The organism is Paenibacillus mobilis (assembly GCF_058267595.1).
Genome location: NZ_JBZCMS010000002.1, coordinates 111,134 through 131,422, shown reverse-complemented (window position 1 = coordinate 131,422; position 20,289 = coordinate 111,134). Strand labels below are relative to the sequence as shown.

Here is a 20,289-nt window from a genome sequence, read left to right as displayed (position 1 = left end):
ACAATTGCTCAGAATCAGACAGAAAACCCGTCACGTTATCTATGGCGTTGCTGCGGGAGCATGTGTGCCTGCGCTGCTGCTGGGCGGGCTTCTGGTACGGGAGGAAATGCACCAGGCCAGGGAGCGAGCAGCACTTCAAAAGCAGTACAGCGCTGAGGTCGAACAGGTCAAACAGGAGGCTAGGGTTAAATGGATGAAAGGCTGGGTCCCGACCCGGCCGATAGCGGCAGGACAGCAGATACAGGCCGCTGATCTTGCCCCGGTGGAACTCCCGCTGGCGTCGGTTCCCGGCAGCTTTGTGGATTCCAAAGACAACATTGCCGGAAAGATGGCGAAGGTTGAGCTTGATCCAAACACGTTGATTACGGAGTCCCTGCTGTATCAGGAAGATGCGATGTCCAGCGATCTAAGGAACAGGGAGATGAGTTTTGTTCAGCTTCCGGTCTCCCTGCAGAAGGGCGACGTTATCGATATCCGGATCCAGTTTCCAACGGGCGAGGACTATATTCTTTTATCCAAGAAAAAGGTCAATGCTCTTTCAAAACCTACGTTAACGGTAACTTTAAACGAACATGAAATCCTGTTGTTATCCAGCGCGATTGTGGATGCTTATTTGCATAAAGCTTCTATCTACGCTTTGACCTATGTCGAGCCGGGAATCCAAGAAAAATCTATTCCTACTTATCCGGCTAATCAGCAGGTGATGAAGCTGCTGTCCAGGGATCCCAATATAGCGGCTAAGGCCGAAAGTTACCTGAAGTCGGAAGCGTCCAGAGATCTGCTGGAGAAAAGCCTGAATGCGATGTCTGAACAGAACGCGCTGAATTTTGCCGGCAGCCAGGCGGAAGCGGCCGCTTCGACGGCAACTTCATTAAAGCTGGAGGAACCGGAAGCCTCGCCGTCCTTGAATTCCGCTCAAACGGAGTCCGCCGCCGGCCAATAATTTTACAAGAGAGAGGAGCGAATGGAAATGAAGAGCTGGATTTATGCGGGGGTAAGCGATAAACATGATCTGCTGCTTTATATTTGCAGGCTGCTTGCTTCTTCCGGAGCCAAGGTGCTGCTTGTTGACGGAACGGAACGTCAGATTTACCGTTATTCCATCGGTCAGGCAGACAAAACGCTGCCGATCACGGAATATGGCGGTTTTGACGTCGCGTGCGGATTTTTTTCGGCGGAGTCCCTGAAGCAGTATTTGATAGAAAACGAATCTGCTTTGGAGGATTACGATTTTGTGGTTTACGATCTGGAGAAATTGACTTTTTGCGACGAGACGGACTGGAAAGCGTGTGCGGGAGTGGTTTGGGTGACCGGCTTAGAACGTTTTGCGGTTGAGCGCAGCGTGGAATGGTTCAAGCTGTTATTTTCCAAATATCCGGCCTTAGACGGGATGACGTGCGGCATTGTTTTTATACGCTGCGTGGAAAGTTTGATTGAGGAGTCTTACATAAGAGCGGTCATCCGGCAGCTGCCGATTAAATGGGACGATGAGGCGGTCAAAATTTTTTGGAACGAACGTGACTATGGATTGCAGCTGGAAAATGAACATAACCGGTCGATCCACATTAAGCCGCTGTCCCGAAGCTATAAGAAAACCATTACAGCCTTAGCTGACCGGATGTCAGGCAGGGGAATGGCCGCTACAAGAAGCCTGCTCAGAAGCAGCTCAAGGAGGCGGGTATGGGCAAACTCCTGATTTATGACGGAGAACATTCGTTTGGTGCACCGGAAATTGCTGCCGCCGTTGCAATGGAATATGGCATAAGCGGCGAGGAGCCGTGTTTGCTTGTCCACCTGGGCGCCAAGGGCGAAGGGGCGGAACAGGGATTTAGGCCGCCGGGAAAAGCGGATACGCACCGGGAGCTGCTTTTCCAGGAAGAAGGAATGGATGCCTTGTTTCGTTTAGCCGAAAGCGGGAAATTAGACGGGCATAATCTTCCGGATTATACCGTTCCGTTGCTTAAGGGAAAACTGGATCTGGCTGCGGGACATGATCATTCTTCACGGATGAACCTGTCGCTTAAAACGCAACTTTACCGGAAAGTCTGGCATTCGGCTTCCTACAAATACCGGCGGATTATAGTTCAAGGATCGGAATGGATGATTCATCAAAGCGTTATTCGGCCTGAAGATAAGCAGGTCGTGCTGCTCCGTCAAAACAGAGGAGTCCTGGAGCGTTACTACAATCGATTGGCACATGGAGATCGAGACCAGCCGGTTCAAATCCCGCAAATGATTGTCCTTTATCCTTATGACGAAGAATCCGTGTTGAACATTAAAAACGTGAGGCGGATATTTGGCGGCCGTGCGCCTGTAACCGGAATTCCCCACTGCACGGACTATATGAATGCCTGGAACAGCGGAGAAGCTTTGTCTTTTATGCTTAGAAACCGGCAGTCGTTCAAAAGGAATCAATCGAACACCCCGTTTATGAAGGCTGTACGTCGTTTGAGCGCCTTTTTAAATGAAGAGACAAACAAAGCGGTGCTATTTACTGCAAAGGAAGTGACAAGATGATGGGCACAGGCTGGTTTATGCTTGTCATGGTCCTGTTGACGGGGATGGCTGTCTGGCTGCTCCGCAGAAAGGCGGAAACAGGCGGCGTGCCGGCAGCGGGAGACGGATTTTATGAACGGCAGGAAACGGACGAGACTGCCCGTGTCCTTGCCTTTGTCAAGCAGTCGCTCCATGAAATGAGCCGCGATCATCTTGACGATTACGGCTTAAGCGAAGAGGAATACAAACGAAAGAGGAATCAGCGGGCCGAATTGAGACAAGCGCTTAAAGGCTGCGTTACCGGGGATCCAAGGGACAAATTGTTCGTTAAAAACTATATTTCGCATGTATTGGAAGCCGGTTACCGGATAAAGGAAAGCGGCATCAACCGTATTATTCCGTTTGAGAAGCGGGAAAAGCTGAACGTGCAGGACCGCTTTGAAATTGTTCTTTATCTGTATAAACAGCGTTATGGTCACAGAGCCCTTTCTGCCATGATAGAGGATTATGCGCTGGATGAACCTAAACCTGCGGAGGAAGCGGGGGATATCCGGTATGAGATCGAAAAAGAGGATATCGACCATATTTTTTATATGGAATACCGCGAGCTTGACCGCAGGGAGAAGCTGGAACTGGTCGTGCAGCGGATTTATCAAATGTACAAGGGGCTCTCGGTCGTTGATGAAATAAGGGATCAGTGGATTGACGGAGTAAGCGGAGGGGTTAGCGGATCGGACCGTCCGGGGGACGGGGAGCCTGGATGGCAGTCCACCGAAACTGATTCAAAAGGAAATTTTCGTTTAACGCCAGGTGGCGAACGAAGTTTTGACAGCGTCTGGATCTTTTATAAAGGCAAGTCGATTCGTCTGTCCTTCCTTTCATTCGGTTCTGAAGGGGAGCTGAAAAGAGTGTGCCAGAACATCTATAAATACAATTGGCCGGGTCAGCTTTCCGAAGCTTCCGCCTATAAAGTGAATGAAATGAAAGACGGATCGAGGGTTGTAGTCGTTCGTCCGCCGTTTGCCGAAAGCTGGGCTTTTTTTGTCCGGAAGTTTGACGCCGGGAACGCTAGCTTGGAACAGTTGGTAACCGGAGAGGGGGCGGAAACCGTGATTTCACTGCTTCAATTCCTGATGAAGGGAGGCAGAATGACCGCCGTGACCGGTTCGCAGGGAGCTGGAAAAACGACGCTGCTGATGGCGATGATCAAATCCATTTACGGTTCCTACACGCTCCGGGTTCAAGAAATGTCTTTTGAGCTTCATCTCAGGAGACTGTATCCGAAACGGAATATTTTGACCTTCCGTGAAACGGATCATGTTACCGGTCAGCAGGGGTTGGACCTGCAGAAAAAGACGGATGGCGCCGTCAATATCCTCGGAGAGGTGGCGACGGACGAAGTAGCGGCCTGGATGATTCAAATGTCCCAGGTGGCCAGCCTTTTTACCGTGTTTACTCACCATGCCAAAACCTTTCCCGATTTAATCCTCTCGCTGAGGAATTCATTACTTAAGTCGGGAATGTTCAGAGACGAGTCTACCGCAGAAAAGCAGGTGATCAGGGCTATCCATTTTGACGTGCATTTGCGTCATGGCCTGGATGGCAAAAGATACATAGAAAGGATTACGGAATGTGTCCCGCTTCACAAATCCGATAAGAATGAGCCATATGAGGCGAAGGATATCCTTGTTTACCGCAGCGGCGGCTATCAAATTCTGAATGAGATCTCCTTACCGGTTCGGCAGGAAATGAGGAATGAAATGACTGAAGAAGACGCGATCCGCTTTGATGCTTTTTTGAGTGTGAATTGGGGGGAGCGGATTGGAGCTTAAAGTTATTTTGTTTTGGGTGGCGGGTCTCAGCATGGCCGGATTTGCCTGTCTTACCATGGGGATTAACCTGCTGAAGGGAAGTTTCCGCAAAAGCGATTTCCGCTTTAGGCAGGCTCTGCCTTCTCCGGATAAAAGGAAATTCCGCTGGAGGGATATGCTGCATTCCTTTTTACAGCAATCCTATCTGAGGTTTTTGAAGATTCCTATTCTTCGCAGTTATACGCTTAGGGTAAGGAGCCGATTGAACTTCGGAATGAAGCAGGATGAATACCGGACCAGGCTTCAAATCGCAGGGGCTGTTTATAGCCTGCTAGGCTTGTATGGTATCGGGATTTCCCTCCTTTTTCTTCTGAATCCGGATCCTCTGTATCTCTTGACACTGCTCATTTCGGCCGCCATCATTAACGGCTTGCTGCTTGAAGCCTTTGCGAACCGGCTCCAGCGGCAGCTGCTTCAGCAGACCTCCGATCTGTTTACGGGTGTCCGGCATGCCTATCACAGGCATGGCATTGCGGATGAAGCCCTTTTGGAAGCGTCGGAGCAAGCGGGACGTGAGGTGTCCGCACATGGATACCGGATTTATGAAGCGTTAAACGCGCCTGAACCGCAGCGGAGCTTGGAGGAATATTATGAGACGTCGCCCGGAAGGTTTCTAAAAACCTTTGCCGGAGTTTCCTATCTGGCGGCGGAATATGGCGATAAAATCGGCAGCGGAGGTTCTCTTTTTCTAAAAGCATTATCGGAGCTTGCAAAAGAAATCCATCTTGAGCTGCTTCGTCTTTCGAAGCTTGATTATTTGCTTAAGGGATTGCATGTAATAGCGATAGCGCCTCTGTTTTTCACCAAACCGATCGAAAGGTGGGCAAGGGGCAATTTTCCGCTGATGGACGTTTTTTATGAGGGAAAATACGGAATGCTCACCAAAATGGTGATTTATGCGGTCATTTTCGTTTGTTATGTACTGCTGCAGAAGTTAAAGAGCGAAGATGAATCTACCGCATACAAGGCTTCTTCACGCTGGGAAAAGCGGCTTTACGAACAAAAGTCAATCAGATTTTTAATTCGGCCGTTCCTGCCGATTTTCGGGTCTCAAAATTATGCTCGGACCGCTTGCTTGCTGAGAGACACCGCCAGCAAGATGCGGGTGGAATGGTTTTATGTCCGCAGGTTGGTTTGGTTCTCGGCTGCTTTCGCGGTAGCGCTGTCCGTGTTCCTTTTTTTACATGCCAATGTTAGAGCCCACATTTTGAATAATCCCAATTCTTCACAGGTGCTGTTCGGGACGCCGGATAAAGAAGACCAGGACAAACTGTTGGCCGAAGCTGAAACGGACAAAGAAATAATGAGAGAACTTGGCTTGAGGAGCAACGCCGCTTATGAAGAGATTGCATCAAGGATCTCCAGCCATGCGGTAACGCCCGTTTCCAAAGTAAAGCTGAACGAAGACGTCGATAGAATTTCGGGGAAACTGGCCAAATGGAAAGCGGAGGTTTTGCGGTGGTGGGAAGTTGCGGCTGCTTTGGGCCTGGCGTACTGCGCTTATTATGCCCCTTATTGGCTGCTCCTTTTTCAGCGGAGAATCCGCCTGATGGAGATGAAACATGAGATTTATCAGTTTTATACCCTAATTTTCATATTGAAGGAAATGGACCGGATGTCGGTTGAGGAAATACTGGAATGGCTGAATTCCTTTGCCGTCATTTTCAAGAGCCCGATCGAAAAATGTCTGCTCCATTTCGAACATGGACCGGAGGCAGCGCTGGAAATTATGAAGGGGGAGGTTTCATTTTCGGAATTTCAGAGGCTGGCGGACAAGCTCCTGTTATCGGTCAGCAGAATATCTATTAACCAAGCATTCGACGATGTGGATGATGAACGGGGGTATGTTTTCGAACAACGAAAGCTGGATTACGAGAAGACGCTGGACCTGAAAGCGAATCTCGGTAAAATGATCGGTTTTGCGCCTATGTACGCTTTAATTTTTATGTATTTGGTCATTCCGCTGATTTGGATGAGCTTCAGTCAAATGACCGTCTATTATGAACAAATTCAAAAACTATAAGAAAAGGCAGGTTCCGCGATATGAATAACGCATCTTCCGCTCTTAAGGTGGCGGCGGGTATTTTTCTCACTATTGCATTAATTACGATCGTTGTTATTTTGTTTATTTCCGCGCAGGAAGCAACCAAAACGGCGCAAAACAATTTTTCGGATATTCAAACCGAGCTTGCTCAGGCCTCTTATACCGTTTATGACGAAACGACGATCAGCGGATCACAGGTTACGAATGCACTTAGAAAATATAAGGGGAAAGAGCAATTTGGAATCGAAGTAAGGACCGGCAAAAACATGGTCGGACAATGGTACGGCTCCAGGCTGGATATTTCCAATCTTGAAAGCTCCACTTACGGCTCGGTATTGTCCGAAAGCAATGCCAGCATCGGCAACACGTGGAACGAAGCCAGCGGCGAGTATGTAAATCCAAGCGGCAAATTTAAAGCCGAAGTCGTAAAAGACAGCTCGAACGTTGTCCGGGGGCTCATTTTTACGCAAACCTCTGTCAGGTAACCTTTTATGTTAATCGGGAACGTCAAATCCATGCTGTGGACGGCAGTTGGTTTGAGTTTGTTTTTAACTGCGCTAACGCTGGCTGTCCGTGGCACGGAGACCGCCGATCAGGCCGGGGAGGCGGCCGCAGACGTTTATGCCAATCAAGCTCTCAACATCTATGTAAAGAGAGGAGGGGCGGCGGAAACGGCTGTTATACCAGGTGGAGTGCTGCAAAATGGGGGGCTGCAAACCTATTCGGGCGGACAGGTTATTTTTATGTGGAGAAACAGTGCCAGGGAAGGGCTGCGCATCACTTTGGACGGAGTGCTTCTTCCTTCTCCCGGTCTCGAACCGGATCCGGAATGGGAGCCGCCAGTCAGCGGCATTAATACGGAGGGGGTGTATATGGCTTCCTATAAATATAACAATTTAAACGAGATTGAAGAAATCAAATTTTTGGGACAATGACCGGGAGGGAATGAGTTGGGTTGTCCAATGTATGGTCTAAAATAACTGCAGCTTTGCTTGCTGTACTGCTTCTTTACTATTTTCCTATGATGCAGAACGCAAAACGCCAAGAGGATATGACCGAGCTGAATGCATTCCGGATGATCACCCAATTTGTGGATTCGGTCCGAAACAAGGGGGTTATTACGCCGGGGATGTATAACGAGTTTAACAGGCAGATAGGTACAGTCCTGTATGGTTACGATTTGGAGCTGGAGCACCGCCATAAGAAATACGTGCCGGAATATGGAAACGCGGCTGATCCAGCTACGTTCTTGGGAACGTACAGCGTACATGAGGAAGCCCATTACACGGGGGAGATTTTGGAACGGTTGTTTCCCTCCGGTTTATCGGTTGGTGAAGCAAGCGGAACAGAGGTTGTTGAGCCGGGCGGAGGAGCAGGTGTCCGAACCTATACTCTTTCTGCCGGGGATTATTTTGACGTACAGGTACGAGATCAAAGCGTACAAGCCTCTTCTGTGCTCGGACGTTTACTGTACGGGGAATGGTTTACTTCTTCATCGGGGCCGCTGGAATATGGGGGAATGGTGCTGAATGAAGATTACTGAGTGGGCCCTAGTATTTGTTCTGCTGACAGGCCCTTTATTTTGGGTTTCATCCGCCAGGGCGGATGACCGAATGGAGGTATTCCGGCTTGAGCAGCGTTATAACGCCGCTTTAAAGGCTGCGGTTCAGGACGGAGCCAGCCGGCTGAATGTAAACGAGCAGCCTGCTTATGAAGCCGGTTATACCTCCGGAAAGTTTTTTCGGGTAGATAAGGAGGCGGGACTTCATGCTCTCTTGCGTACGCTGTTTCTCAATTTTGGTCTTGCGGACGATCCTGTGGGGCAGCGGGCTTTTATGAGTTTTGTGCCTGCCATTGTAGTCATGGAGTATGACGGATATTCCATCTACGGGGCCCAAAACGTTGTTCAATCGGACGGAACCGATTGGAGCCTTAGCGGATGGTTTCCGAAAAAACCTTATACTTATACCGATGTTTGGGGAAATGTAATCTCTTTTACTTTGGATGAGCGCCTTTCGATTTTAGACAAAAAAAGCGGCCGTTTTTTACAAGGCAGACCGGATGAACTAATGGAATTGACGGAGGATCCGTTTGTAGGCGATTCGCAACAGATGGAGGCTGCCCGCAGGACAGCGATTGTTTCTTCCGTAGAGGCTGATCTGGAGCAGATCATTAATCAGCATAACAGGCTTGCTGATCAGGCGGGCGTAAACTATACGTTTACGCTGCCGCGGATTCCGGATGAAGAATGGAACAACACGATTGACGATGCCGGGATGCTTGTTTTCCTTCAGGGGATTCCGGTGGGAGAGCAGCATTATAATAACTTTGCGTTTGGAGGCGGAAGGATATTCAAGCGGGAGCCGATTCGAGGAGGCGTGGACGAGCGCACAGGCATCAAGTATTACTATAGATGGGCTGAATGCGGCGAAGTGTATCGGACCGAAGAAACTTTCGCCAGTGAAAGAGATGCGGCGGCTAAAGGTTATTTTGAAGCCCGCTGTCTCCAAGCCGGCGGATAAAGCCCTTTTCTTATTTTTAGTATGGAAAACAGATTTGCTCCGCAAACTATCGGCAGAATATGGGGAAAATTCCTGGGGTGAATCAAAACTGATGAGCAAGCTTGCGGTATTTATTGAGGGACGGGATAAGAAGTTCGCGGAACAATTAGGAATCCGGCTTAAGGAAGCTGGATTCCTTATAAAACGATTTGTGGAAGCTAGGAGCAGTGAAAGGGCAGAAGGACAGGAAGGGTTGGATGACCAAGTCGGACATGAAAGCCAAAGATTCCTAGATAGCTTGGAGAGCCCGGAGCACCTAGATAACCTTGTTATTGAAACCCCGCCTGAACTGCTGTTAATTGATGTTGATGATTTAAGCATTAAAACCATAATGGGGTCTATATCCCGGAACGGGGAAAAAGCCCCGCTGCCTTACCCTGTAATAGCTTTCGCAAAATTTCCCTCCACGGAAGGGCTTCTTCGGGCTTTTTCGGCAGGGGCTAACGATTATGTAAGCAAAATGGCGCCAGCCGAAGAATGGATGGCGAGAATCTTTAATATGACAGGCTTATTTCGACGTTTTGTTCCCTGCGAATCCCAAACCATTGAACACGAGGATTTACGCATTGAAATCGATCGTCATAAAGTATTTCGGGCCGGGGAGGAGATTCCCCTGACGCCGAAAGAATTTGAATTGCTGCTGTTTCTTGCAAGACATAAAGAGAAGGTTTGCAGCCGCGAAATGCTGCTGCAGGAAGTGTGGGGATATGATTTCACTGGGAAAACAAACGTCGTTGACGTTTATATTAAACATATCCGCACGAAAATGGATAAGGGCCGCCGGCCAAAGCTGGTGCATACCGTGCGAGGAGCAGGTTACATGCTGCAATGACCAGAGACCCTGTCGGCAAGCTTTCACCGAAACAGGTTGTGCCTGTCGTGAAACACCTTGCCTTGAGACTACATTTGGGACTACAATACGCGGCGAGCTTTCAAGTAAGTTTTCTTCCAGTTGCCGGAATTGAGATCGGAAACAGTAACGCCCGGTTTGCCGTAAGTGTGCAAAATTTTACCGTTGCCAGCATAAATGGCTACGTGGGTTACGTTTTTACCGTTTGCGCGGCTGCCGCTAGAGAAGAATACCAAATCACCGACTTTCAGGTTGGCTTTGGAGACAGCGGAGCCTACTTTGGATTGCTCTTTAGATGTGCGCGGCAAAGTAACGCCATAGTGTTTAAATACGTATTTAGTGAAAGAAGAGCAGTCAAAGTTTTTGGTAGTAGATGTAGAAGCGCCGAATTTATAAGGTGTTCCCAAAAACTTTTTACCATAGTTAATAATTTGCTGGCCTTTGGAAGTTGCAGTGCTGTCAGCATCAATAGCTGCCGTTGCCGAAGCATCGGTACTGCCGGATTCCAAAGCTCCATTCAATACGTTAAAGGTGGATGTGTAACCGGCATTAGACGTATTTGTAGTTTGATCGGCTGCAGAAGCCGAGGTTTGTCCAGCAAGCAGCATTCCGGTAAAACCAACGGAAGCGCAAATCCCTACAGTTAATACTTTCTTAGAGAGTCCTTGAATTTTGATCATTTGTTTTGTTCCTCCTGATGTTGTATTCTCGGGCTTGCTCAAAGTATAACAGGTTTGAAACTTCCTAATATTATCCAAAGATAGGGGAAAGATAGATGTGGCAAGGGTTTGGCAATGATTATTAAAAAACGATTAAAATTTACAAAATATTAAGAAATCTTATTTTTCAGACGGTATAGAAGAAGGCTCAACCCTTGATCGAACAAGGGTTTGAGCCTTCTTTTTCTCTATGCAAGCGATCGTTTACAAAGTTTACAGAGTTGTAATTTTTATAAACGCTTTTAAGCCGAATTATTAATCTTTACTTTGGATAATCAGCAGCAAGCCGCTTTCGATCTGGATCGTTCCCTGCTCTCCGACCAATTTATTGCTGATTCCCAGGGATTGTCCCATCCGGAGGGAGGCGTTTTCCAGCTTGTACAGGAATCCGTCCAACGTAATTCCCGTGACTTCAGGGGTCAATGGCAGAAGCGAGACATATTCGAAATTACGTTGCTCGACGACCGCGGTCGATCCTGTCAGCGTGATGTAATTTTTTTCGTCCCAGATGGCGCTGGAAACCTGGTGCTGAAGAGCGCGCAGCATCATTTGGATGTTGGCCATGGAATGATCCAGGCGGCTGCCAAGGACGCCGAACATGATGATTTGATCCGGTTGTTTGTTTAAGGCGATATCAAGCGCCAGCTCGGCATCCGTCAGATCCTTGTCGAAAGCGTCCACGACTTGGACCTCTGGGCACACTTTACGTAGCTCAATGAGCTGCTCGGGTGTGATGGAGTCGAAATCCCCGATGGCGATGTCCGGCACGATTCCGTGCTGGGTGAGGAAGTAGGCGCCAAAATCCGCGCCAATAATGTAGTCTCCCTCCTGAATATGCTGTTTGAAATCCGGGATAATATTGCCGCCGGCAAATACAAGAACCCGATTTGAAGATGTCATTTTTAATCTCTCCTTGCTGCGATTTGGGGAGGCTATGTATTTCCTATAGTATAAATAAGTATAAAACAGATTTTTTTGTTGTACAATTTGGAAGGAAAAGCTACAATTGTTTACGTCATATGTGAGATAACGGAGAGCAGAGAGGGAAGAAGCAGGGGATGGAGTTATTTGAATTATTCAGCATTATAGGCACCGTGGCATTTGCCGTTTCCGGCGCCCTTGTCGCAATGGAAGAGGAATATGATATACTCGGCGTGATTGTGCTTGGTCTGGCCACCGCTTTTGGCGGGGGCATCATCAGAAATATTTTGATTGGAGTACCTGTAACGACGATTTGGACGCAAGGCCCGCTGATGCTGGTAGCCTGCGTATCGATCGCCGCCGCTTTTTTGGTCCCCGTATCATGGATACGGCATTGGAAGAAGGCGGAGGCCTGGTTTGACGCCATCGGCCTTAGCGCATTCGCCATTCAGGGAGCTTTGTATGCGGTGAAAATGAATCATCCGGCCAGTGCCGTGGCCGTAGCCGCCTTGTTGACCGGAGTGGGCGGGGGGATTATCCGTGATCTGCTGGCCGGTCGGAAACCGCTTGTCCTCCGCGATGAAATTTACGCCGTTTGGGCGCTGATCGCAGGTCTTGCCGTAGCGTTTGGTTTATCCCAGACCACGCCGGAGATGATCGTGCTGTTTCTCCTTGTTGTTATATCCCGCATGCTTTCCGTGCGCTTCCGTTGGAGGCTGCCGCGAAGATCGCTTAAAAACAAACCTTTTGCCGGTTAGATCGGCATTATGTCCTAGAAAAAGGCCTCGTCGCAAAGACGGGCCTTTTGTTGTTTCTTTTTAGAAGTTCTGCTTATAGTAGTTCCTAAGTACCTAAGTACCTAAGTACCTAAGTACCTAAGTTCCTAAGTTCCTTAGCTTATAGAAGTATTCCTTCATCGGGTCCTTTTACTGGAGAAAATAACGAAGCGCTCCGGGCAGCTCCTTTTGCCAGAAACCCCAAAGGTGTTTTCCGTCCTTTTCATAATAAACGACCTTGGCGCCGCGTTTTTCAAGCAGTTCTTTGGTTCTGCGGTTCAGATCCACAAAATCGTAAATTCCGGTGTCCGTCTGATAATCTCGTTCCTGCAGTCCCACAACCATATAAAGGCTCAGCGATGAAAGATCGGTTTCCGAAGCGATAATCTCCTGACTGGGGATGTAAAAAGCGCCGGACAGGGTAATGATTTTCGAGAACAAATCTTTCCGTTTCAAGGCGATGTGAAGCGAAACCGAGCCGCCAAGCGAATCCCCGGCCAAAATGCGCTCTTCCGGCGTGCGGCGCACAGGATAATTATTTTCCACGTAGGGAATAATTTCTTCAGTAAAACAGGCGACATAAGCATCGTGACGGCTGCCGAAAGGGGCGTACTCCTGGGTTCTGACTTTTACGTTTACTTCGACTCCTACAATAATAAAAGGTTCGATGTCTTCGTCCAGAATCAGCTGGTTGGCATAGGTAGCAATACGTCCAAAGTTAAAAAATTCCTCGCCGTCCTGGCAGTATACGACCGGATAGCTCAATAGTTCGTTATATCCGGGTGGAAGGTAAATGCGCAGCTTGCGCGTTTCGTTCAGAAATCGGCTTTGAAGCTCGTGTTTAACGACAGTCCGTTTTAAATATCGGTTATCTGTCATAGCTGTCACTCTCCCTTTTGCTTTGCAATTAAAGGCTTGATCAGGTAAGATTATCCTTGGTGGATGAACGCGCTTTCTCGTTTTTTCCGCTGTGACAATCCTCACTACTGTTACACTATTTCCAAAACGCTGTTATACATACAAGACCTAGATACTAATACATTTTTCCTTATATCCTTTGACGAAAGGGATATAACAGATGTATAATAATTCTATAACAGCGGAGCATGATATTCAAATATTTTGTCGAGGTGAAAAACATGAGCAAGGTTCCTTATGAAGTATATACGGAAGAAGTGGAAGCTTTGTCCGTACTCTCTCCGGACGGCGAAATTATTAATCCTGATAAAGTACCCGACCTGACTGACGATCAATTGAAAGAAATTATGTACCGTATGGTATTCACCCGTACTTGGGATGAACGCGCCATCAACCTGGGCCGCCAAGGCCGTCTTGGTTTCTATGCACCGGTTTCCGGTCAAGAAGCAACAATGGTAGGCAGTGAATTCGCACTGCAAAAAGAAGATTTCGTATGTCCTGGTTACCGTGACATGCCGCAAATCGTTTGGCACGGCCTTCCGCTTTACCAAGCATTCCTGTACTCCCGCGGCCATCAGCATGGCGGACAAATTCCTGAAGGCGTAAACGTGCTTATGCCGCAAATTATCATCGGCGCACAAATCCTTCACGCGATGGGAATCGCAATGGGCTACAAATTGAAGAAGCAAAAACAAGTCGCAATCACCTACACCGGTGACGGCGGATCTTCCGAAGGCGACTTCTACGAAGGTTTGAACTATGCTGGAGCATTTAAGCTGCCGGTTATTTTCTTCGTACAAAACAACGGTTATGCAATCACAACTCCTTTCGCTAAACAAACTGGCGCATTGTCCATCGCGCATAAAGCGGTTTCGGCCGGTATCAAAGGCGTTAAAATCGACGGTATGGACGTTTTCGCCGTTATCAAAGCGGTTCAAGAAGCTGCTGAACGCGGCCGTAACGGAGAAGGCGCTACTTTGATCGAAGCCGTCACTTACCGTTTCCGTCCGCATTCCCTTTCCGACGATACTTCCAAGTACCGGACGAAAGAAGAAGAAGGACAATGGAGCGAAAAAGATCCGATCAACCGTCTTGCCAAATACCTGGAGAAAAAAGGCCTTTGGACAGAAGAAGATACAGCCCGCGTGAAAGAAGAAGCTAAAGCGAAAGTCAACGAACAGATCAAAAAAGCCGAGCAAACCGAAAAAATGACGGTTCCGGGCTTGATCGACAGCATGTTCGAAACTACGCCTAAACATCTTGAAGAACAAAAAGCGGACTTTAAATAAGATCGGACCTTTGTTCCTCTGAGCCCTCCGCCGGCCCGCGTCTTTTTACATAATAAGAAGGGGTGCCGGTGAAGGACGTTTGGATGGATCCCATATATACGATTTATATACAGGTTTTGAACGTGATGAGGAAATCGTTAAGGAGGAGTAATAGCAATGGCACAAATGAATATGAAAGAAGCGATCCGCGACGCAATGCGCGTCGAGCTGGAACGCGACCCGAACGTTGTAATCTTCGGGGAAGACGTAGGCCATGTCGGCGGCGTTTTCCGTGTGACTGAAGGTTTGCAAAAACAATTTGGTGAAGAGCGCGTATTTGATACTCCGCTGGCTGAATCCGCGATTGGCGGTTTGGCAGTAGGTTTGGGTATTCAAGGTTTCCGCCCGATTGCCGAAATTCAATTCGTAGGTTTTATCTTCGAAGCTTTGGACCAAATTGTGGTTCAAGCTGCGCGTATGCGTTACCGTTCCGGCGGACGTTATAACGCTCCAATCGTCTTCCGTACGCCATTTGGCGGCGGCGTTAAAGCAGCCGAGCTGCATACGGACGCTTTGGAAGGCCTGATCGCACAAACTCCAGGTATTAAACTGGTTGTTCCTTCCAATCCTTACGACGCTAAAGGTCTGATGATCTCTGCGATTCGTGATAACGACCCTGTATTTTTTATGGAACACTTGAACCTCTACCATGCTTTCCGCGATGAAGTGCCTGAAGGCGACTACACCGTTGAGCTTGGCAAAGCAAAAGTGGTTCGTGAAGGTTCCGACGTAACCATTATCGCTTACGGCATGATGGTGCATACGGCGATCAAAGCAGCTGACGAACTGGAAAAAACCGGCGTGAAAGCCGAAGTGATCGACCTGCGCACCTTGGTGCCGCTTGATATCGACACTATCATTGCTTCCGTTAAGAAAACCAACCGCGCTATCGTGGTTCAGGAAGCTCAAAAATCCGCGGGCATCGCCGCGGAAGTTATTGCCCAAATCAACGAAAAAGCGATTCTTCACCTGGAAGCTCCAGTGCTTCGCGTCGCTGCTCCGGATACCGTTTATCCGTTTGCGCAAATCGAAGATACTTGGCTCCCGACTCCTGCCCGCATCATCGCTGCGGTTCAACAAGTTCGCGAATTTTAATTTTTAAATCATTACAGAGGAGGTCTTCCTGGTGGCAAAATTTGAATACCGCTTCCCTGAATTGGGCGAAGGTCTGCATGAAGGTGAAATCATCAAAATGCATATCAAGCCGGGGGATAAAGTAACCGACGAAGATATTATTATGGAAGTGCAAAACGACAAGGCTGTAGTTGAAGTGCCTTGCCCTGTGAACGGTGTAGTACAGGAAGTGTTCGGCGCTGACGGCGCGGTTTTCCGCGTAGGTCAGGTCGTTGCTGTAATTGAAGCTGAAGGTGAGATTCCTGAACAGGAAGGCGCTCCTGAAGCGCACAGCGAACCGGCTCCTGCAGCTCCGGCTGCAGCAGCGGCCCCAGCTCCTGTTGCTTCCGCGGGATCTTCGAAATTTGAATATTTGTTCCCGGAACTCGGCGAAGGCCTGCATGAAGGCGAAATCATTAAAATGCACATCAAGCCGGGTGACAAAGTAACCGACGAAGATATCATTATGGAAGTTCAAAACGACAAAGCCGTTGTTGAAGTTCCTTGTCCGGTAAACGGTACGGTGCTTGAAGTGTTCGGTAAAGACGGCGCTGTATTCCGCGTAGGTCAAGTGGTTGCCGTTATCGACGCGGAAGGCGAGCTTCCTGAGCAAGCTGGCCATGAGTCCGCTCCTGTACAAGCTGCGGCTCAAGAAGCTGACGCTGCAAAAGGCGGCGCCAACACAGGCGCTTCTTCTGCTCCTGCCGCTCCTAATGCGGAAGTATTGGCTACGCCTAGCGTGCGCAAATTTGCCCGCGAACAAGGCGTCAACCTGTCCCAAGTAAAAGGTACAGGCAAAGGCGGACGCATCACCCGCGAAGACGTTGACGCGTTCAAGAAAGGCGGCTCCGCTGCTGCACCGGCAGCATCCGCGGCTCCTGCAGCTTCTGCGCCAGCGGCATCCGCAGCAGCTCCTAAAGCAGCGGCGGCAGCATCCGCTCCAGCAGCTGCAGCAAACGGCGAAGAAGAACGTGTACCATTTAAAGGGATCCGTAAAGCGATTTCCAATGCGATGGTTAAATCGGCTTACACCGCTCCGCACGTTACGATCATGGACGAAGTGGACGTAACTGAGCTGGTTGCTTTCCGTACACGCATTAAACCGATCGCCGAGAAGAAAGGTACAAAAGTTACTTATCTTCCGTTCATCGTCAAAGCTTTGGTTGCGGCTTCCCGCAAATTCCCGGCTCTTAACGCTTCCATCGACGAAGAGAACAACGAGATCGTTTATAAAAAATACTACAACATCGGTATCGCTACCGATACGGATAACGGCTTGATCGTACCGGTTATCAAAGATGCAGACCGCAAGAGCATCTGGATGATCGCTGACGCGATCCGCGACCTGGCTACCCGCGGCCGCGACGGCAAACTGAGTCCGGCTGAAATGAGAGGCAGCTCGATCTCCATCACCAACATCGGTTCTGCCGGCGGCATGTTCTTTACTCCGATCATCAACTATCCTGAAGTGGCGATCCTGGGTACGGGCCGCATCTCTGAGAAACCGGTTGTGAAAAACGGCGAAATCGTCGTGGCTCCGGTTATGGCCTTGTCCCTGAGCTTTGACCATCGTCTGATCGACGGCGCTACAGCTCAAAACTTCATGAATTACATTAAAGAGCTGCTCGCTAACCCTGAGCTGCTTGTTATGGAGGTGTAAGTAATGGTAGTAGGAGACGCGTCTCTTGATATCGATACACTGGTCATTGGTGCCGGTCCCGGCGGTTATGTAGCGGCTATTCGCGCCGCTCAGCTGGGCCAAAAAGTTTTGATCGTAGAAAAAGCGGAAGTGGGCGGCGTTTGCTTGAACGTTGGCTGTATCCCTTCCAAAGCTTTGATCTCTGCGGCACACCAATTTGAAAATGCCCAACACGGCGACGCTTTTGGGGTATCCGCTGAAAATGTTAAAGTGGACTTTGGCAAAACCCAGGAGTTCAAAAACAGCGTTGTTAAAAAGCTGACCAGCGGTGTTTCCGGGCTGCTGAAAGGCAACCAAGTTGAAGTCTTCAAAGGCGAATGCATGTTTATCAACGAAACGGAAGCCCGTTTGTTTAACGACAACGAAGCTCCTCGTTACCGCTTCAAACATTGTATCATCGCAACAGGTTCCCGTCCGATCGAACTGAAACCTTTCCCGTTCGGCGGTCGCATTCTGTCTTCGACGGAAGCCTTGAGCCTGCCTGAAATTCCTAAGAGCCTGGTGCTCATCGGCGGCGGTTACATTGGTGCCGAATTGGGTCAAATGTACTCCAAATTCGGAACAAAAGTAACCATCATCGAAGGCATGGACAGCATCCTGCCAGGCTTCGATAAAGACATGACTCGCCTCGTTGCGAAAAACATGGCTAAAACCAATATCGAAATCATCACGAACGCAAAAGCGGAAAGTGCTGAACAAAACGATAAAGAAGTAACGGTTAAATATTCCGTAAACGGCGAAGCCAAAGAAATTACGGCGGATTACCTGCTCGTGACCGTTGGCCGTCGTCCAAATACGGACGGAGACTTCGGTCTTGAACTGGCAGGCGTTGAAGTTACGGACCGCGGTCTGATCAAAGTCGACCACCAAGGCCGTACTTCCAACCCTAAAATCTACGCGATCGGCGACGTGGTTCCAGGTCCTGCGCTGGCTCACAAAGCTTCTTACGAAGGTAAAGTGGCCGCAGAAGCGATCTCCGGACTTCCATCCGTTGTCGACTACAAAGCGATTCCGGCCGTGTGCTTCACGGATCCGGAATGTGCAAGCGTAGGTTACACCGAATCCGAAGCGAAAGAAAAAGGCTACAAAGTCAAAGTCGGCAAATTCCCGTTTGCGGGCAACGGCCGTGCTTTGTCTCTGAACCAGCCTGACGGCTTCGTGAAGATCGTAGCCAAAGAAGAAAACGGCGTTGAACTGGTTATCGGCGCACAAATTGTTGGGACCGAAGCCTCCAACCTGATTGCCGAGCTGGGTCTGGCTATTGAAATGGGAGCTACCCTTGAGGATATCTCCTTGACCATCCACGCTCACCCGACTCTTGGCGAATTGGTTATGGAAACGGCCGAGCTTGTTGAAGGTCATCCAATCCACGTATTGGCGCCTAAAAAATAAGCGCGATATCGGCTAGCAAGGAGCGAGAACGATTACGTTCTCGCTCCTTTTTTAACGTTGGGGACAAGTGGACCCATAAAGAGTGGTTTTTTAGCCTGATAAAGGATTTGAATCTCCCAAACCTTACGCGGAATGATATAATGAACGTTAAATATACCGCAAGCCTGAAGGTTTGAGGCCGAACATAAACGAGGTGCAAGGACTTTAATGAAAGCATATTTGGATTTGTTACAAGATATTCTCGATCATGGCGTGGCAAAAGGAGACCGGACCGGTACCGGTACCCTTTCCGTATTTGGCCGTCAGCTCCGGTTTGATCTAAACGAAGGATTTCCGCTGGTCACTACAAAACGGATTCATTTGAAGTCGGTTGTTCATGAATTGCTCTGGTTCCTTAAAGGGGATACGAACATATCTTATTTAAAAGAAAACGGCGTCACGATCTGGGATGAATGGGCCGACGAAAACGGCGAATTGGGTCCGGTGTACGGCTCGCAGTGGCGGGCCTGGGAAACGCCGGACGGCCGCACGATCGACCAGATTGCCGCTTTGGTGGAAGGGATCAAAAAGAACCCTAACTCCCGTCGTCACCTGGTTAGCGCCTGGAACGTCGCCGAGATCGATAACATGAAACTTCCGCCCTGTCATTTTGTATTCCAGTTTTACGTCGCAAACGGCAAATTATCCTGCATGCTGACCATGCGTTCAGTGGATACGTTCCTGGGACTGCCGTTTAACATTGCCAGCTACGCGTTGCTAACCCATATGGTTGCCCAGCAGTGCGATCTGGAGGCAGGAGAATTTATCTGGTCCGGAGGAGACGTGCATATCTATTCCAACCATATGGAGCAGGTGAAGACGCAGCTGGCCCGGGAACCTTTCCCGCTGCCTCAGCTTGTCATTAAACGCAAACCGGAATCTATCTTCGATTACAAGTTTGAGGATTTCGAGTTTGTCAACTATCAACATCATCCAGGTATTAAAGCTCCTGTGGCGATTTAAAAGGGAGGACTAACGGATGAGTATGACGTTAATTTGGGCGATGACAGAGGGCGGCGTCATTGGACGCGATAACGCGCTGCCTTGGCGGCTGCCCGCGGATATGGCTTTTTTCAAAGCGCAAACGACAGGAAAAACGGTGCTGATGGGCCGCAAAACCTGGGAATCAATGAACGGCAGACCTCTGCCAAATCGTATAAATGTTGTGCTTACCCGCGATAAAGCGTTCCAAGCGGAAGGCGCTGAAGTGATTCACACCTTCGATGAAGCCAAGCGGTTAGCAGAGCAAGGGGAGCTGATGGTGATCGGCGGTGCTGAGCTGTTCCGGTTTTTCCTGCCGGTTGCCGATAAACTGCTGGTTACGGTGATTGAGGAAAAGATCGAAGGAGACGTGGTGATGCCCGAGATCGATTGGAGTCTTTTTCGGCTGACAGAAGAACGCCAGGGCATTACCGATGAAAAAAATCCGTATAAATACAAATTCCTTACTTATGAACGTTCGTAGTGAGGTGTATAAAAGTACAAACTTTTCACTCATAAGTCCATTAAAATGCTGACATATGCGGTGATAAACTAGTTGAAACATGAACAAGAGTAAGGAT

General features: G+C 48.9%; 20 protein-coding genes. 17 read left to right on the top strand and 3 right to left on the bottom strand.

Translation table 11 applies throughout. The features are described 5' to 3' along the window. The first annotated feature begins 4 nt into the window (after positions 1 to 4). The 10 genes from AC3ZPD_RS03745 to AC3ZPD_RS03700 all read left to right on the top strand — a co-directional run bounded on the left by AC3ZPD_RS03745 (position 5) and on the right by AC3ZPD_RS03700 (position 9,804). Positions 5 to 943: an SAF domain-containing protein gene (locus tag AC3ZPD_RS03745; protein ID WP_490982932.1), complete on the top strand. Its 939-nt coding sequence runs from the start codon at positions 5 to 7 to the stop codon at positions 941 to 943. Between the two features lie 27 nt (positions 944 to 970). Next, positions 971 to 1,696: a hypothetical protein gene (locus tag AC3ZPD_RS03740; protein ID WP_490982931.1), complete on the top strand. Its 726-nt coding sequence runs from the start codon at positions 971 to 973 to the stop codon at positions 1,694 to 1,696. Continuing rightward, on the top strand, positions 1,681 to 2,517 hold the full coding sequence (locus tag AC3ZPD_RS03735; RefSeq protein ID WP_490982930.1) for a hypothetical protein: 837 nt from the start codon (positions 1,681 to 1,683) through the stop codon (positions 2,515 to 2,517). The genes AC3ZPD_RS03740 and AC3ZPD_RS03735 overlap by 16 nt, the downstream gene beginning before the upstream one ends. Further along, positions 2,514 to 4,328: a pilus assembly protein CpaF gene (locus AC3ZPD_RS03730; protein ID WP_490982929.1), complete on the top strand. Its 1,815-nt coding sequence runs from the start codon at positions 2,514 to 2,516 to the stop codon at positions 4,326 to 4,328. The genes AC3ZPD_RS03735 and AC3ZPD_RS03730 overlap by 4 nt, the downstream gene beginning before the upstream one ends. After that, positions 4,318 to 6,390, top strand: a complete 2,073-nt coding sequence (locus AC3ZPD_RS03725; protein ID WP_490982928.1) for a hypothetical protein — start codon at positions 4,318 to 4,320, stop codon at positions 6,388 to 6,390. Before AC3ZPD_RS03730 ends, AC3ZPD_RS03725 begins: the two co-directional genes overlap by 11 nt. A gap of 20 nt (positions 6,391 to 6,410) precedes the next feature. After that, positions 6,411 to 6,896: an ABC transporter permease gene (locus AC3ZPD_RS03720; protein WP_490982927.1), complete on the top strand. Its 486-nt coding sequence runs from the start codon at positions 6,411 to 6,413 to the stop codon at positions 6,894 to 6,896. A 6-nt stretch (positions 6,897 to 6,902) separates the two neighbouring features. Beyond that, positions 6,903 to 7,346: a hypothetical protein gene (locus tag AC3ZPD_RS03715; protein WP_490982926.1), complete on the top strand. Its 444-nt coding sequence runs from the start codon at positions 6,903 to 6,905 to the stop codon at positions 7,344 to 7,346. Positions 7,347 to 7,366: 20 nt separating this feature from the next. Next, the gene (locus AC3ZPD_RS03710) at positions 7,367 to 7,954 is read left to right on the top strand and encodes a hypothetical protein (protein ID WP_490982925.1); all 588 of its coding nucleotides are present in this window, start codon (positions 7,367 to 7,369) and stop codon (positions 7,952 to 7,954) included. Between the two features lie 70 nt (positions 7,955 to 8,024). Beyond that, positions 8,025 to 8,933 carry a hypothetical protein gene (locus AC3ZPD_RS03705; RefSeq protein WP_490982924.1) on the top strand — a complete coding sequence of 303 codons (909 nt, stop codon included), beginning with the start codon at positions 8,025 to 8,027 and terminating at the stop codon, positions 8,931 to 8,933. Further along, complete coding sequence (locus tag AC3ZPD_RS03700; protein ID WP_490983425.1) at positions 8,881 to 9,804, top strand: winged helix-turn-helix domain-containing protein; 924 nt, start codon at positions 8,881 to 8,883, stop codon at positions 9,802 to 9,804. The genes AC3ZPD_RS03705 and AC3ZPD_RS03700 overlap by 53 nt, the downstream gene beginning before the upstream one ends. An 80-nt stretch (positions 9,805 to 9,884) precedes the next feature. Here AC3ZPD_RS03700 and AC3ZPD_RS03695 read toward each other — a convergent pair whose 3' ends face one another. After that, entirely contained in the window at positions 9,885 to 10,499 is a 615-nt protein-coding gene (locus tag AC3ZPD_RS03695) for a C40 family peptidase (RefSeq protein ID WP_490983424.1), read from the bottom strand. A 297-nt stretch (positions 10,500 to 10,796) separates the two neighbouring features. Continuing rightward, positions 10,797 to 11,441, bottom strand: coding sequence for a thiamine diphosphokinase (locus AC3ZPD_RS03690; RefSeq protein WP_490982923.1), 645 nt, complete (start codon positions 11,439 to 11,441; stop codon positions 10,797 to 10,799). Between the two features lie 158 nt (positions 11,442 to 11,599). On the opposite strand from AC3ZPD_RS03690, the gene AC3ZPD_RS03685 reads away from it, so the two are divergent. Then, complete coding sequence (locus tag AC3ZPD_RS03685; RefSeq protein ID WP_490982922.1) at positions 11,600 to 12,220, top strand: trimeric intracellular cation channel family protein; 621 nt, start codon at positions 11,600 to 11,602, stop codon at positions 12,218 to 12,220. A gap of 168 nt (positions 12,221 to 12,388) precedes the next feature. Here AC3ZPD_RS03685 and AC3ZPD_RS03680 read toward each other — a convergent pair whose 3' ends face one another. Then, positions 12,389 to 13,117, bottom strand: a complete 729-nt coding sequence (locus AC3ZPD_RS03680; protein ID WP_490982921.1) for an alpha/beta hydrolase — start codon at positions 13,115 to 13,117, stop codon at positions 12,389 to 12,391. A gap of 260 nt (positions 13,118 to 13,377) precedes the next feature. Between AC3ZPD_RS03680 and pdhA the strand changes: the two genes are divergently transcribed. The 6 genes from pdhA (at position 13,378) to AC3ZPD_RS03650 (ending at position 20,192) form a co-directional block, all read left to right on the top strand. Then, on the top strand, positions 13,378 to 14,445 hold the full coding sequence (gene pdhA, locus AC3ZPD_RS03675) for a pyruvate dehydrogenase (acetyl-transferring) E1 component subunit alpha (protein ID WP_490982920.1): 1,068 nt from the start codon (positions 13,378 to 13,380) through the stop codon (positions 14,443 to 14,445). 156 nt (positions 14,446 to 14,601) lie between these two features. Continuing rightward, positions 14,602 to 15,579, top strand: coding sequence for an alpha-ketoacid dehydrogenase subunit beta (locus AC3ZPD_RS03670; RefSeq protein ID WP_094093095.1), 978 nt, complete (start codon positions 14,602 to 14,604; stop codon positions 15,577 to 15,579). Between the two features lie 31 nt (positions 15,580 to 15,610). Next, positions 15,611 to 17,257: a 2-oxo acid dehydrogenase subunit E2 gene (locus AC3ZPD_RS03665; RefSeq protein ID WP_490982919.1), complete on the top strand. Its 1,647-nt coding sequence runs from the start codon at positions 15,611 to 15,613 to the stop codon at positions 17,255 to 17,257. A 3-nt stretch (positions 17,258 to 17,260) separates the two neighbouring features. Beyond that, on the top strand, positions 17,261 to 18,688 hold the full coding sequence (lpdA, locus tag AC3ZPD_RS03660; RefSeq protein WP_490982918.1) for a dihydrolipoyl dehydrogenase: 1,428 nt from the start codon (positions 17,261 to 17,263) through the stop codon (positions 18,686 to 18,688). Between the two features lie 207 nt (positions 18,689 to 18,895). After that, positions 18,896 to 19,690, top strand: a complete 795-nt coding sequence (thyA, locus tag AC3ZPD_RS03655; protein ID WP_490982917.1) for a thymidylate synthase — start codon at positions 18,896 to 18,898, stop codon at positions 19,688 to 19,690. Between the two features lie 16 nt (positions 19,691 to 19,706). Next, positions 19,707 to 20,192 (top strand): dihydrofolate reductase, encoded by a 486-nt coding sequence (locus AC3ZPD_RS03650; RefSeq protein WP_490982916.1) that lies wholly within the window; start codon positions 19,707 to 19,709, stop codon positions 20,190 to 20,192. Positions 20,193 to 20,289 lie beyond the last annotated feature (97 nt).